At 69.6% G+C, this 13,463-nt stretch carries 11 protein-coding genes; 2 read left to right on the top strand and 9 right to left on the bottom strand.

Annotation, left to right across the window (positions count from 1 at the left end):
- Position 1 precedes the first annotated feature (1 nt).
- The 7 genes from mrdA to AC0T5L_RS17145 all read right to left on the bottom strand — a co-directional run bounded on the left by mrdA (position 2) and on the right by AC0T5L_RS17145 (position 7,230).
- The gene (mrdA, locus tag AC0T5L_RS17175) at positions 2-2,152 is read right to left on the bottom strand and encodes a penicillin-binding protein 2 (protein ID WP_476166507.1); all 2,151 of its coding nucleotides are present in this window, start codon (positions 2,150-2,152) and stop codon (positions 2-4) included.
- Positions 2,153-2,155: 3 nt separating this feature from the next.
- The gene (gene mreD / locus AC0T5L_RS17170; RefSeq protein ID WP_476166506.1) at positions 2,156-2,716 is read right to left on the bottom strand and encodes a rod shape-determining protein MreD; all 561 of its coding nucleotides are present in this window, start codon (positions 2,714-2,716) and stop codon (positions 2,156-2,158) included.
- Positions 2,713-3,612 carry a rod shape-determining protein MreC gene (gene mreC / locus AC0T5L_RS17165; protein ID WP_476166505.1) on the bottom strand — a complete coding sequence of 300 codons (900 nt, stop codon included), beginning with the start codon at positions 3,610-3,612 and terminating at the stop codon, positions 2,713-2,715. The genes mreD and mreC overlap by 4 nt, the downstream gene beginning before the upstream one ends.
- A gap of 1 nt (position 3,613) precedes the next feature.
- On the bottom strand, positions 3,614-4,648 hold the full coding sequence (locus tag AC0T5L_RS17160) for a rod shape-determining protein (protein ID WP_476166504.1): 1,035 nt from the start codon (positions 4,646-4,648) through the stop codon (positions 3,614-3,616).
- 228 nt (positions 4,649-4,876) lie between these two features.
- Entirely contained in the window at positions 4,877-5,281 is a 405-nt protein-coding gene (ndk, locus tag AC0T5L_RS17155; protein ID WP_476166503.1) for a nucleoside-diphosphate kinase, read from the bottom strand.
- A gap of 160 nt (positions 5,282-5,441) precedes the next feature.
- Positions 5,442-5,846 carry a DUF4233 domain-containing protein gene (locus tag AC0T5L_RS17150; RefSeq protein ID WP_476166502.1) on the bottom strand — a complete coding sequence of 135 codons (405 nt, stop codon included), beginning with the start codon at positions 5,844-5,846 and terminating at the stop codon, positions 5,442-5,444.
- 34 nt (positions 5,847-5,880) lie between these two features.
- Positions 5,881-7,230 (bottom strand): bifunctional folylpolyglutamate synthase/dihydrofolate synthase, encoded by a 1,350-nt coding sequence (locus AC0T5L_RS17145; RefSeq protein ID WP_476166501.1) that lies wholly within the window; start codon positions 7,228-7,230, stop codon positions 5,881-5,883.
- 119 nt (positions 7,231-7,349) lie between these two features.
- Between AC0T5L_RS17145 and AC0T5L_RS17140 the strand changes: the two genes are divergently transcribed.
- Complete coding sequence (locus tag AC0T5L_RS17140) at positions 7,350-8,645, top strand: folylpolyglutamate synthase/dihydrofolate synthase family protein (protein WP_476166500.1); 1,296 nt, start codon at positions 7,350-7,352, stop codon at positions 8,643-8,645.
- Between the two features lie 108 nt (positions 8,646-8,753).
- Here the strand turns inward: AC0T5L_RS17140 and AC0T5L_RS17135 are convergent, their stop codons facing one another.
- Together AC0T5L_RS17135 and AC0T5L_RS17130 are read right to left on the bottom strand one after the other, a co-directional pair.
- Positions 8,754-10,178 carry an LVIVD repeat-containing protein gene (locus AC0T5L_RS17135; protein ID WP_476166499.1) on the bottom strand — a complete coding sequence of 475 codons (1,425 nt, stop codon included), beginning with the start codon at positions 10,176-10,178 and terminating at the stop codon, positions 8,754-8,756.
- A 167-nt stretch (positions 10,179-10,345) separates the two neighbouring features.
- Positions 10,346-11,773 carry an LVIVD repeat-containing protein gene (locus AC0T5L_RS17130; RefSeq protein ID WP_476166498.1) on the bottom strand — a complete coding sequence of 476 codons (1,428 nt, stop codon included), beginning with the start codon at positions 11,771-11,773 and terminating at the stop codon, positions 10,346-10,348.
- A 740-nt stretch (positions 11,774-12,513) separates the two neighbouring features.
- On the opposite strand from AC0T5L_RS17130, the gene AC0T5L_RS17125 reads away from it, so the two are divergent.
- A complete protein-coding gene (locus AC0T5L_RS17125) occupies positions 12,514-13,221 on the top strand; it encodes a DUF305 domain-containing protein (protein WP_476166497.1) in 708 nt (235 codons plus the stop codon).
- Positions 13,222-13,463 lie beyond the last annotated feature (242 nt).

Raw genomic sequence — 13,463 nt, 5'->3', positions numbered from 1 at the left:
GCTACCGATCCAGGACGTCGATGGAACCGTCGGGACGGATGGTGGGCAGCTCCTCGGGCGGCTTTCCGCCCGGAAGCAGCGGTTTGCCGGGCCCGGGTCCGTCCTGCCCCTCGGCCGCGGCGGCGCCCGGGTTCTCGAACCCGTAGATGCCGTCGTAGATGGTGCGGGCGATGGGAGCCGCCGTCATACCGCCGGTACCGCCTTGGGAGACCAGGACGACGATGGCGAACTGCGGGTCGTCGGCGGGCGCGTAGGAGGCGAACCAGGAGGAGACCTGGCGTCCCTCCACGTCGGCGCTACCGGTCTTGCCCGCGATGGACACCTTGTCCTGCGGGAACCCGACGAACGCGCCGCGGGCGGTCCCCTCCTTGGGGACAGCGGTGAGCGCTTCCTGTAGGTAGTCGATGGTCTTGTCGCCGACTGGCAGCTGACCGCGCACGGCCGGCTCGATCTCCTCCATGCCCGACCCGTCAGCGGAGACCAGCGCCCGGCCGATGCGGGGCTCGTAGAGCGTGCCGCCGTTGGCGACGGCCGCGTAGGCGTTGGCCAGCTGGAGCGGGCTGACCAGTACGTCGCCCTGGCCGATGGCGAAGTTGACGGCCTCGTTCGCCCGCCACTCGAAGCCCTCCACGCACTGCTCGTAGGCCAGGAGCTTGAGATAGGCGGCACGCGAGGGATCGGTCTCGGCGACGTCCGGGTAGCCGTGTTCGCCCCGGTGGCAGTTGTTCTCCCTGGTCTCCTGCCAGAAGGTGCGCTTCCATTCGCGGTCCGGGATGCGCCCGCCGGTCTCGTAGGGCAGGTCGATCCCGGTCGGGGAGCCGAAGCCGAAGCCGCGCGCCATGTTGGCCATGGCCTCCTCGGGCTCTCCCTCGGGATGCAGTCCGCCGTCCTTCTGCCACATCTGGTAGCCGAAGTTGTAGAAGACGGTGTTACAGGAGACCACGATGGCCTTGTGCAGGTCGATCGGCCCGTGCCCCTGGCCTCCGTAGTTCTCGTAGTTCTGCCCCGCCAGGGTCACCGAGCCCGGGCAGGCGTAGGTGCTGCGCAGCGAGTACCCGCTCTCCGCGGCCGCCGAGAGCGAGGAGACCTTGAACGTGGAGCCCGGCGGGTAGGTGCCCTGCACCGCCCGGGAGAGCAGAGGCTCGCCCGCTTCCGCGCTGAGCATCCGGTCGAAGGTCTCCTGGTCGATGCCGCCGCGCCAGATCGCCGGGTCGTAGGTGGGCAGACTCGCCATGGCCACAACCCCGCCAGTGCGCACGTCCAGGACGATGGCGGCGCCGGAGTCGGCCTTGTAGCGGGGCCGGGCGTTGGCCATACCCTCTGCCAGCGCCTCCTCCGCGATCTTCTGCACGCCCAGGTCGACGTGGGTGACCAGGTGCTTCCCGGGTTCGGGAGGCGTCTCGGAGATCATGTCCATGACCTCGCCGTGGTTGTTCACACCCAGGACCCGCTTGCCAGCGGTGCCGCGCAGCTGTGCGTCATAGACCGCCTCCACCCCGTCACGGCCCACCTGGTCGATACCGGTGAACTGGGTGCGCAGGTCCTCGCGGGCCTCGAGTTCCTCCTGGGTGACCGGTTGCAGGTAGCCCAGCATCTGGGAGCCGTGCTCGCCCTGCGGGTACTCGCGGACGGCGTGGGCCTGAGCGCTGATGCCGGGGAAGTCGTCGGAGCGCTCCATGATCTGCAGGGCGACGGACGGCTCCACGTCCTCGGCGAGGGTGACGGGCTGGTAGGGCGAACCAGGCCAGCAGGGCCGGCTCACCTCGGGCCCGCACAGGCGCATGCGCTGCTGGAGCTCCTCCAGCGGTACGTCGAGCACCTCGGACAGGTCGCCGAGGACCTTCTTCCCGTTCTCCCTCATACCCATGAGCTCGTGGTAGTCGCCGGATACCACCAGCTCGGTCCGGTTGTTCACCATCGGGCGGCCGGTGGCGTCGAGGATCTGCCCGCGTGTGGCGGGGACGATGAGCTGCTGGTGGTGGTTGGCCACCGCGAGGTCGCGGTAGTGGTCCGACATCGGGATCTGTAGGTACCACAGCCGGGCGGCCAGGACGGCGAAAAGCGTCACGACCAGGACCTGGGCGATGATGATCCCGATCCGGCCGAGCTTGCGCCCCGGGAGTTCGAAGTCGTCGACGGGTGCTCTGCGCACGGCTCACCACCTGCCCGAGGGCACGGGGCCGTGGACCGTGGCGTACCCGTCGTCGGCGAGCGCGCCGCGCATCCACAGCAGTGGGAACGCGACCAGCGGTGCGGCCAGGGCCGTGAGGGCGGTTCCCATGAGAACGTTGACCGCGACGGCGGCCAGCGAAACCCGCGGGTCGCCCATGAGAAGGCCGACCGCCGCGTACCCCAGGCCCACTCCCAGGGCCGTGGCGGCGACGGCTCCCGTCGCCGACCACACCGAGGGCCGCCCGCTCAGGAGGTCGTCCACACCGGCGTTCCTGTGGAACAGGGCCAGTACGTAGGCGGCCAGGCACAGGACCAGGGCGTAGCGGCCCAGAGCATGCTCCGCGGGCGGGAGGGCGTCCATGGCCAGCCCGGCGGCGAAACCGCACCCGGCCGCGGCGGCGGGGCTGGTGGTCAGGGCGACCGCGGCGACCACCGCGACCACCAGGTCCGGCCCGGCCCCCCACTCGAACGGGAGCCGGTTGATGATCGTGGCTTGGGCGAGCACGGCGACAGACACCGCGAGCAGGGTCGCTACGGTCCTCATGACCTGTCCCCCTTGTCGGGTCGGGGCGGGAGCACGGAGTCGCGCGGATCCTTGTCGGGACCCCGCACCACCACGCCCACCACGTCCAGGGACGTGAAGTCCACGGCCGGGGTGATGCGGGCGATACGGCTGAGCGCGCCGGGCGCCACCTGCACGTCGTCCACGGTGCCGATGGGCACGCCCGGCACGAAGGGCGCTCCCTCGTGCGATCCGAGCGTGACCACCCGGTCGCCGGGCTCCACCGGTGCCTCCAGGTCGAACAGCTCCAGGGTCAGCTCGGCGTCGGGACCGCCGGAGACGGTCCCGCCGTTGACCACGCCGATCTTGCGCGTGGCCTCCAGACGCGCGCCGACCGCGGAGTTGACGTCGGTGGCGAGCATGACGGTGGCTGTGTGCGGACCGGCCTCGGTCACACGTCCCACCAGCCCGGAGTCGTTGACCACGGTCATGTCCGGGTTCACACCGGACTCGGTCCCGGCGTCGATGGTGACCGTGTCGGCGTAGCCGCGCGCGGTGACACGGGTGACGGCCTGGGCGGCGACGATCTCGTAATCGCCCAACCCGGCCAGGTCGAGGAGCGCGTCGAGCTGGTCCGCGCGCCGCTCGTCGATGCGGGCGGCCTGGAGCCGGGCCTCCAGGTCGGCGTTGGCCTGCTCCAGTTCGGCGACGCGCTCGGAGGTCCCGGGGCCCCGGCGCAGCCCGTCGTAGAGGGCGGCCGCGGGCGTGGTCGCCCATCCCACTCCCGCGGCGGCGGGCGCGAAAACGAGCTCGCCGCCCGCGCGGGCCATGGAGGTGACGGGATCGCCGCCGGGACGGGCGTCCAGGACGAGCAGGGCCACGGCGGCCGCGAGGAGCACGGCCAGGATCAGTCGTGATCTGGATGAGTCTCGGAACATGTCATCGCCTCCGTTCGGGGACGAGGACCTGGTGGAGCCGCTCGTAGTTCTCGACACAGGTGCCTGAGCCGACGGCGACGGAGTCGAGCGCGTTGTCGGCGATGTGGATGGGCATCCCGGTCTCGTGCAGGAGCCGTTCGTCGAGTCCGCGGAGCAGGGCCCCGCCGCCGGTGACGGCGATACCGCGGTCCATGATGTCGCCGGACAGCTCCGGCGGGCACTTGTCGAGGCTGGTACGGACCGCGTCGATGATGGCGGTGACTGGTTCCTCGATGGCCTGGCGTACGTCGGTCTCGGCCAGGACGATGGTCTTGGGCAGGCCGCTGACGAGGTCGCGTCCGCGCACTTCGGCGCGGACCTCCTCGGAGCCGGTGGGGTAGGCGGAGCCGACGGCCATCTTGAGCTCTTCGGCGGTGCGCTCCCCGATCATCAGGGAGTACTCCTTCTTGACGAAGGTCGTGATGGCCTGGTCGAGCTCGTCGCCGCCCACCCGGATGGACTGGGACGTGACGATGCCGCCCATGGAGATGACGGCGACCTCGGTGGTGCCGCCGCCGATGTCCACGACCATGTTGCCGGTGGGTTCGTGGACGGGGAGCCCGGCGCCGATGGCGGCGGCCATGGGCTCCTCGATGATGTAGACCCTGCGCGCGCCCGCCTGGAAGCCCGCTTCCTTGACGGCGCGGTGCTCGACCGAGGTGATGCCGCTCGGGACGGCGACGATCAGGCGCGGCTTGGCGAAGTGGCGCCGCCGGTGGATCTTCTGGATGAAGTACCGCAGCATGCGCTCGGTGATCTCGAAGTCGGCGATGACGCCGTCCTTCAGGGGGCGGATGGCCGTGATGTTGTCCGGCGTGCGGCCGATCATCTGCTTGGCCTCGATGCCGACAGCGACGATCCTGCCCGTTGAGGTGTTGAGCGCGACCACCGACGGCTCGTTCAGAACGATGCCGCGTCCGCGCACGTACACGAGCGTGTTGGCGGTACCAAGGTCGACGGCCATGTCCCGGCCGAGAAAAGCAAGGTTGTTCGGCATGTAACGTCCTCAGAGGCGCCGTGTCGGGCGTGGTGACGCGGAGCGACCATACGTAGTCGTTCCGGCACGATAGGTATCCAGTCCCCCGTATCGTAACGGTCAGCACTTAGACCGTTACGCAAACACACCGAATTGTTGCCCCGACGACGGACGAATCAGAAGAAGTCCCCCCGCACGTCAAAGCCGCGGGTCCCATGCCGAAGAACCCGCGGCCCGCTCCCGTCCTGCCTACAGGTCGGGGAAGAACAGCTTGATCTCGCGCTCGGCGGAGTAGGTGGAGTCCGAGCCGTGGACGATGTTCTGCTGCACCTCCAGCGCGAAGTCGCCGCGGATGGTGCCGGGGGAGGCCGTCACCGGGTCGGTGGCACCGGCCAGCGCACGGAAGGCCTCCACCGCGCGCTCGCCCTCGACCACCATGGCCACCAGCGGACCGCCGGTGATGAACTCGACGAGGGAGCCGAAGAACGGGCGTTCGGTGTGCTCCTCGTAGTGCGTCTTGGCGGTCTCGGTGTCGAGCGTGCGCAGCTCCATCGCGACCAGGTGCAGGCCCTTGCGCTCGATGCGCGAGATGACCTCGCCGACGATGTTGCGGCGGACGCCGTCCGGCTTGATGAGAACGAGAGTGCGCTCCACGTGCGTGTCAACTCCTCACTGGGGCTCCGCGTGGCACACGTGGGTGCTTCGCCCACGGCATCGGCCGCACGCGGAGGGGTCGGGTGATGGGTCACGGAAGCGGGGGCCGAGGAGGGGGAGTGCTTCCCCGGGCTGACCGCCCGCCCGGACGTGCGTCACACTATCGCGTTTGCCGCGACGGCGCGGAGGTCACGGCATCGCCGGCCTCCCCCTCCTCCTGGGCGGCCTCCGCCTCGGCCCGGGCCTGGTGCGCGGACTTCATCTCGTCGGTGCGACGGCCCAGGATCACGCCGGTCACCCACAGGGACACGAACACCACGGCGATCAGCATCGCCCCGGAGACCAGGAAGGAGGTGAACAGGAACGCGGCCTGTAGCACCCAGGCGGCGTAGTGCGCCCAACGGTACTTCTGGAGACCGGAGAGCACGAGGGCGGCGGCGGCCATCCCGCCCCACAGACCCGTTGCCAGGGCCGGGGCCATCCCCTCCAGGGAGATGGCGACGGGGATGAAGAGGCCGATCACGATGACCTCGAACATCAGGATGACGGCGCAGACTACACGCACGGCAGGTTCCCTTCGTAGTGGGTCGTCCGACCCGTCACTCCCCCGCGCCGCGCAGCAGGTGGACGGCGTCACCGGCGGTGACGACCGAGCCGGTGACCAGTACACCGGACCCGCCGAACTCACCGCTTTCCTCGGCCAGGCCCACGGCCTGGTCGATGGCGTCGTCGAGCCGGGGAGCAACGTGCACGCGGTCCTCGCCGAAGACGTGCTGAGCGACGGTGGACAGCCGCTCCGGGTCAAGGGAACGCGGTGAGGAGTTACGGGTGACGACGATCTCGTCGAGTAGTGGTTCGAGGGGGTCGAGAATCCCCTCGACGTCCTTGTCGGCCATGATCGCGACCACTCCGACCAGCCGGGAGAAGGCGAAGGCCTCATCCACGGCCGCGACGGTGGCGATCATCCCGGCGGGGTTGTGCGCGGCGTCGGCGATGACGGTCGGGCTGGAACGCACGATCTCCATGCGGCCCGGGGAGTCCGCCTCCGCGAAGGCCTCACCGACGATCTCCGGGTCCAGGCCATCGGCGTCCTCGCCAGCGGAGAACGCCTCCACCACGGCGATGGCGACGGCTGCGTTTCCGGCCTGGTGCTCCCCGAAGAGCGGGAGGAGCAGGTTCTCGTAGTTGCCGGTGAGGCCCTTGACGTCGACCTGCTGGCCGCCCACGGCGACCTCGCGGGCGGTGACACCGAACTCGAGGCCCTCCCGGGCCACCTGGGCCCCGACCTCGGAGGCGTTACGGAGGAGGGCCTCGGCGGCGGGCAGCGGTTGCTGGGCCATGACCACCACGGAGTCGGGCTTGATGATGCCCGCCTTCTCCTCTGCGATGCCCTCCAGAGTGTCGGGCAGGTACTCGGTGTGGTCGATACCGATCGGGGTCACCACGGCGACGTCTCCGTCGACGACGTTGGTGGCGTCCCAGCGGCCGCCCATGCCGACCTCGACCACGGCGACGTCCACGGGGGCGTCGGCGAAGGCGGCGTAGGCCATCACGGTGAGGATCTCGAAGAACGACAGCGGGGTGTCACTCATCGAGTCGGCCATCTCGATGTAGGGGCGGATGTCGTCGTATTCCTCGACGAACTGCTCCTGGGACACCGGCTTCCCGTCGATGACGACGCGTTCGCGCACGGTGCGCAGGTGCGGGCTCGTGTAGCGGCCCACACGCAGCCCACGTGCGCGCATGAGCGCGTCGATCATGCGGGCGGTGGATGTCTTGCCGTTGGTGCCCGTGACATGGATTACCCGGAAATTACGGTGCGGGTCGCCCAGAAGGTCCAGCAGGGTGCGGACCCGGTCCAGACGAGGATCGATGTCGGACTCAGGTGCGCGAGAGAAGATCTCGGCGGTCACCTCGTTGTAGCGCTGCTCGGCGCTGGCGTCACTCACGTTGTCTCGGTGTCTCGCGGGTTCGGGGTGTGCACCCGCGTCAGTGTACGCGCCCCCACCTGGGCACGTGCGCCGGGTAAAGGATCGGTGGCGTATGTCGCACAGACCATACTGGTGCTATGCCAAGTCTTGACCCCTTCTTCACCGAGTGGGCGCAGCGGCGCCCCGGGCAGGTCCGCAGCCTGGAACGCGCCGCGGCGCTGATGCGCGCCCTCGGGCTGGACGCCGAACGCACCCCGGTGCTGGGGGTGGTGGGGTCCAAGGGCAAGGGCACCGCCGCGACCACGGCGGCGGCGGCGCTGTCGTCGTCCGGACTGCGCACGGTCCTGGTCACCGGACCGAGTTTCCGGTCCTACCGCGAGCGGGTGCGGATGGACGGAGCGTCGGTGACCGGTGCCGAGCTGGACGCGCTGGGCAGCCGAATCGACGCCGCACGCCGTGGCCTTCCGTCAGTGGAGGAGCTCGGCGGTTATCTGGCGCCGAGCGGGCTGTTCCTGGTCGCGGGGCTGTTGCACGCCCGCGAGGGCGCCGACGTGTGCGTGCTGGAGGCCGGTATGGGCGGTCACCGCGACGAGCTGCGTCTGGCCGGTCCTGAGGTCGTCGCGCTGGGGAAGGTCTTCGCCGAGCACCTGGGGGTCCTCGGCGACACCGTGGAGGAGATCGCCCGGGAGAAGACCCGGGTCGTCGGGGAGCGGACCCGTGCGCTGGTGCGCCTGCCGCAGGCCGCGGGGGTGGCCGCCGAGGTCGACGCCGCCCTGGCCGAGGCCACCGGCGGCCGGGTCCGCGCGGAGGTGGCCGTACCGGAGCGGCCGGGGGTGGAGCCGCCGACCGCGCTGCGCCCGCCGGGGCTGTCCGCCGCGTCGGGGGTACTGGGAACGGCCGCGGCCGCGCTGATGCTGGACCACCTGGGGCTGCCGCCGCTGGACCGGGAGCGGCTGCACGACGTGCTGGGTACCGTCCGGCTGCCGGGCAGGCTGTCCCGTCACGCCGTACCCGCCGGTGTGACGGACGGCGAGCCGCCCCGGAAGGGCGGGAGTGGCGGCGGGAGCACCGGGGAGGCGGAGGTCCTCGTGGACTCCTCCATCGACCGCAACGGTGTCGCCACCGCGCTGGCCCACGCCCACGGGCTGTGGGGCCGGGTGGACCGCGTACTGCTGTGCCTGCCCGACCACAAGGACGTGTCCGGAGCTGTGGAGGTCCTGGGCGATCTGCCGGTGACCGCCGTGCGCCTGCCCGAGGCCCACCTGCGGTTCGAGCACGCCCTGCCTGACCACTGGGGCCGAATGGACGCCGACGACCTCTCCCCCGCGGTCCTGCGTGCGCTCGGCACGCACGTGCTGGCCCTGGGCACGGTCTACTTCACCGGCCGGATCCTGGAGGCCGTGGACGCTCCCACAGACCGCCTCTTCGGCTGAGCCGCGCGGACACCGTGTGGACCGCGCGGTCCGCGACCACGGGAAGCGGGGGCGGCGCCGAAGCGCCGCCCCCGCCGGGGCCGCCCCTCAAGGTGTCGTCCGCCCTCTCTACCTGCCGTTACCGCGGCCCGGCCGGTAGCTCTCCTGGTTCTGCGGGTTGAACTCCTCCATCTCGACCTGCTCGGCCGCGCGCACGCGCGGGTCGTCGATACGAAGGACGTCCAGGCCGCGCACGATGTCGGACGAGTACACGTAGCCGTTGTAGTAGTACGTCGACCAGGTGTCGTTGTCCTGCACGCCCTCCTCGACACGGGAGTCCATGTCGAAGAAGCCGATCTCCTCGGGGTTTTCGGGGTCGTTGAAGTCGATCACCGCGACACCGCCCTGGTACCAGGACTGTACGAAGAAGTCACGGCCCGGTGTGGGGACCAGGGAGCCGTTGTGCGCCACGCACACCTGGTCGCCCTGGTGGCGGTCGATCTTGAAGTAGCTGGCGAAGTCCATCTCCGGGGAGTCCTTCTCGCCGCCGATCTCGTAGATCGCGTCGGCGCCCCGCTCGGGACCGATCTCCTCGGTACAGGTGGGGGCGCCGCCGCCACCCAGCTCATCGGTGAACAGCACGGTCCTGGCGTCGTTGGTGAAGGTCGCCGAGTGCCAGAACGCGAAGTTCTCGTCCCGGACCCGTTCGGTGACGACCGGGTTCACCGGGTCGGAGATGTCCATCAGTACGCCGTCGCCCATGCAGGCGCCCGCGGCGATGTCCCGCTCGGCGTACACGGTGATGTCGTGGCAGCCCTGGGTGGGCAGCAGCAGACCGTCCTGGTCGTGGTTGCCGCCGTCGGGGAACAGCACCGGCTCGTTGACGACCGCGGCCTCCTCCGGCGCCCCATGCGGCACCTCGATGACGGAGATCTTGTCGTGCGGCGTCTGGCAGTTCGGGAAGTCCGCCGACGGCGAGTACGACGACACGTAGATCAGGTCGCTGTCACCGGTCTTGCTCGGTACCAGCGTGTTGGTGTGCGAACCGCAGTCGGTGCGCACCGCCGACACGTACTGCGGGTTGGCCTTGTCCGAGATGTCGAAGACCCGCACGCCCTCGAACCCGTCCGGATCGGTGACCGGGACGGCGGACGCGCCGCACTCGGTGCTCTCACGCGGGTAGTCGACGGAGAAGTACACCAGGTCCCCGCTGACCGATACGTCGCCCTGGCCGCCGGGGCACAGGACCTCCGAGACGACCTGGGGGTCCTCCGGCTCGGAGATGTCGTAGACGACGAAACCGTCGTAGTTGCCGCCGATGGCGTAGTCACCGGTGAACGCCAGGTCCGAGTTGACGTTGCTCACGGCCGAGGGCTTGGGCATGTGGGCGACGTGCGTGATGTTGGAGCTGTGGATGCTGTCGGCGGGGGCCTCGTCCGCCTGTGCGCTGGCCGGGCCGAGGAGTCCGACGAGCAGGGACGCCGCCGCGGTGGCTCCGAGGGCCGCGGTGCGCCGCAGACCTCTTCGGGCCCTCGGCGCTGCGGATGCTGGCATGAGTTCTCCCGTGTGTACTAGGGGATGTGGGGATGGACGCGTCGGGGCCGCGGCGTACACGGCCACGACCCCTGTTCTTCGCGACGTCGTCCGCTCCCGTGGGAGCCGGAGGACGTTCGGGGGCGCCCCGGATCACGCGTGATGTCCGGGACGCTCATCGGGTACGGTCAGCGGCCGTTGCCCCGCCCGGGCCTGTACTCGGGCTGGGACTGGGGGTTGAACTCCTCCATCCGGACCTGCTCGGCCACCCGGAACCGGGGGTCGTCCAGTTTGAGGACGTCGAGCCCGCGGGTGATGTCGGAGGAGTAGACGTAGCCGTTGTAGTAGTAGGCCGACCAGGAGCCGCCCAGGACGAGGTTGTCGTCGTCGATCGAGTCGCGGTCGAAGTGGCCGATCTCCTCGGGGTTCTTCTGGTCGTTGAAGTCGATCACCGAGACGCCGCCCTGGTACCAGGACTGTACGAAGAAGTCACGGCCGGGGGTGGGGATCAGGGAACCGTTGTGCGCCACGCAGTTCTCGGTGTCGTCCTGGTGGCGGGGCAGCTTGTAGTAGCTCTGGAACCGGAGGTCGGGCGAGCCCTTCTCACCGCCGACATCGTAGATCGCGTCGGCACCGCGCTCGGGACCGATGTCCTCGTTGCAGGTGGCGCCACCGCCACCGCCGAGCTCATCGGTGAACAGCACGCTCTTGCCGTCGTTGGTGAAGGTCGCCGAGTGCCAGAACGCGAAGTTCTCGTCCTGGACCTGCTCGGTGACCACCGGCGCGGCCGGGTCGGAGATGTCCATCAGGATGCCGTCGCCCATGCAGGCGCCAGCGGCGATGTCCCGCTCGGGGTAGACGGTGATGTCGTGGCAGCCCGCGGTGCCGCTGTTGCCGCCCTCGGGGAAGAGCACGGGGGCGTCGAGGAGCTTGGCCTCGGCCGGGTCGTCGACCGGGATCTCGATGACGGAGATCTTGTCGTGCGGCGGCTGGCAGTTCGGGAAGCTCGACGAGGGCGAGTACGAGGAGACGTACACGTAGTCGTGCTCGCCGTCCTTGCCCGGGACCAGCGTGTTGGTGTGCGAACCGCAGTCGGTGCGCACCGCCGACACGTACTGCGGGTTGGCCTTGTCCGAGATGTCGAAGACCCGCACGCCCTCGAACCCGTCCGGGTCGGTGGTGGACACGGAGGGGGCGCCGCACTCGGTGCTCTCCCGCGGGTAGTCGACGGAGAAGTACACCAGGTCCCCGCTGACCGATACGTCGCCCTGGCCGCCGGGGCACAGGACCTCCGAGACGACCTGGGGGTCCTCCGGCTCGGAGATGTCGTAGACGACGAAACCGTTGTAGTTGCCGCCGATGGCGTAGTCACCGGTGAAGGCGAGGTCGGAGTTGAAGTCACTCATCGCCTCGGTCTTTGGGACGTTGGCCACATGAGTGACGTTGGAGCTGGTGTCGGCGTCACTGACGAACGTGTCGTCGGCCGAGGCCGAGGCTGGGCCGAGAAGGCCGGCGACGAGGGCCGCCGCTCCTGCGAGGGTGAGTCCCGCCAGTCCACGTCTGGAGTTCCGTGAGCGGGGGGCTGAGGGATACGAGGGGGAGGGGGATGCCGCCATCCTGTGTACTCCTGATTCTGATTGGAGTGAAACAGGAAGAACGTACACAGTTCAACATCAATATGTATAGGGGGAGACAAAAGAAACCTGCTTGTTAACACGGTGTCGACCTGACCTGATCTGTTGACGCAACGCGCCTAACGTTTCGGAAAGCGCTTCGGTGTACCGGAACCGCCCCGGGGGCGCGCTGCCCCGAACCGGACCGCGGTCAGGCGGGGGAAGACGCGGCCGCGGTCACGGACCGGACTCCCCCATCCGCGCGATCTCCGCCCCAGTCAGGCTCCCCGGCTCCCGGGGACCATGGTCGAGACAGCCGGTCTCCCGGGGCCCGTCGGGAACGGTGAGACCGGCGGCCGAGGCTCCGTCCCGGTACCAGGACTGCGCGAAGCAGCCCGGACACCCGGATGCGCGAACCGTTGCACGCCGCACAGTCCTCAGTTTCGGCCTGATGATGTGGCAGCTTATAGCAGATCCGAAACCCCAGATCAGATGACGTCCCGTCATGGTTGAGCGAGTACACGGCATTCGCTCCGCCGTCCACTCGCGCACCGGACACCCCTCGGACCTCCGTAACCCGCCGGACACGACAGGAGTACCGCCGAGCGACGCGGAGCTGAACGAAACGGTGCCAACATGCACTCAGGACTGGACAAAGTACCCACCGAGTGAGTAGAAATCCCGCAGGACGTTGCCCCCAGGGGGCGCCCCGTCCACGCCCCACCCCCATCGGAGGACATCTCGTGCGTCGCCTGGCACTCGCGGCCGGAACCGCTCTCGTGCTGCTCGGAGCCTCAGCCTGTACGGGCGACGACGGCGAGCAGGAATCAGCCAACGTCATCGCCCCCGGTGCGCCCGGGGAGTCGTCATCGCCCGCCACCGCGGACCAGATCGCCGCCCTCGCCGAGGAACAGGGCCACAACGAGGCCGACGTCACCTACCTGGTGCATATGATCGAACACCACGCGCAGGCTCTGGAGATGACCGACCTGGTCACGGAGCGGTACGAGCGCGACGGCATCGAGCGCATCGCCGACCGCATCTCCTCCGCTCAGGGACCGGAGATCACCGCCATGGAGAGCTGGCTGGAGGAGAACGTCTTCGGCCCGGCCCGGGAGAACCCGGCGCACCAGGACTTCTGCGGGCTGGAGGGCGACGGCACCCACCACGACGAGGACGGCGACGTGCCCGCGTGCGCTCTGGAGGTCGACCACGACGACATGCAGGGCATGGCCTCCGAGGAGGACATGGAACGGCTGGCGGACGCGGAGGGCGACGAGTTCGACCGGCTCTTCGTGGAACTGATGACGACCCATCACGAGGGAGCGGTCGGCATGGCCGAGGACGTGCTGGCCGAGGGCAAGGACCAGACGGTGCTGCGGATGGCCAACGACCTGATCGCTGAGCAGAACACCGAGATCGTGCGCATGGCGACGGTGCTGGAGGAGTAGGCCCGACTGTCCCGGCAGGACCCGGACGACGGAAGGGGCGCCCCGGCCGGGGCGCCCCTTCACATGTTCGTCGTAGCTCCGGGCGGGCGCGAAGCGGAGCCCCTCCCGGAAAACACCGCCTAGGCGGACTTCTCCTGGCGGGTACGGCGCTGCTGGTCCCTCGGGACGATGGTGGGGTTGACGTGCTCCTGCACCGACTCACGAGTGATGATGACCTGCCCCACGTCCTCACGACTGGGCAC

Source organism: Nocardiopsis sp. TRM 82005 (assembly GCF_056312425.1).
Note: the sequence above shows the minus strand (reverse complement) of the source record. Positions and strands in the feature narration are given on the sequence as shown.

Coding starts and splice junctions, on each gene's coding strand:
- mreD (WP_476166506.1), bottom strand. CDS start 2,716: ATGAGGACCGTAGCGACCCTGCTCGCGGTGTCTGTCGCCGTGCTCGCC.
- mreC (WP_476166505.1), bottom strand. CDS start 3,612: ATGTTCCGAGACTCATCCAGATCACGACTGATCCTGGCCGTGCTCCTC.
- AC0T5L_RS17160 (WP_476166504.1), bottom strand. CDS start 4,648: ATGCCGAACAACCTTGCTTTTCTCGGCCGGGACATGGCCGTCGACCTT.
- AC0T5L_RS17140 (WP_476166500.1), top strand. CDS start 7,350: ATGCCAAGTCTTGACCCCTTCTTCACCGAGTGGGCGCAGCGGCGCCCC.
- AC0T5L_RS17135 (WP_476166499.1), bottom strand. CDS start 10,178: ATGCCAGCATCCGCAGCGCCGAGGGCCCGAAGAGGTCTGCGGCGCACC.
- AC0T5L_RS17130 (WP_476166498.1), bottom strand. CDS start 11,773: ATGGCGGCATCCCCCTCCCCCTCGTATCCCTCAGCCCCCCGCTCACGG.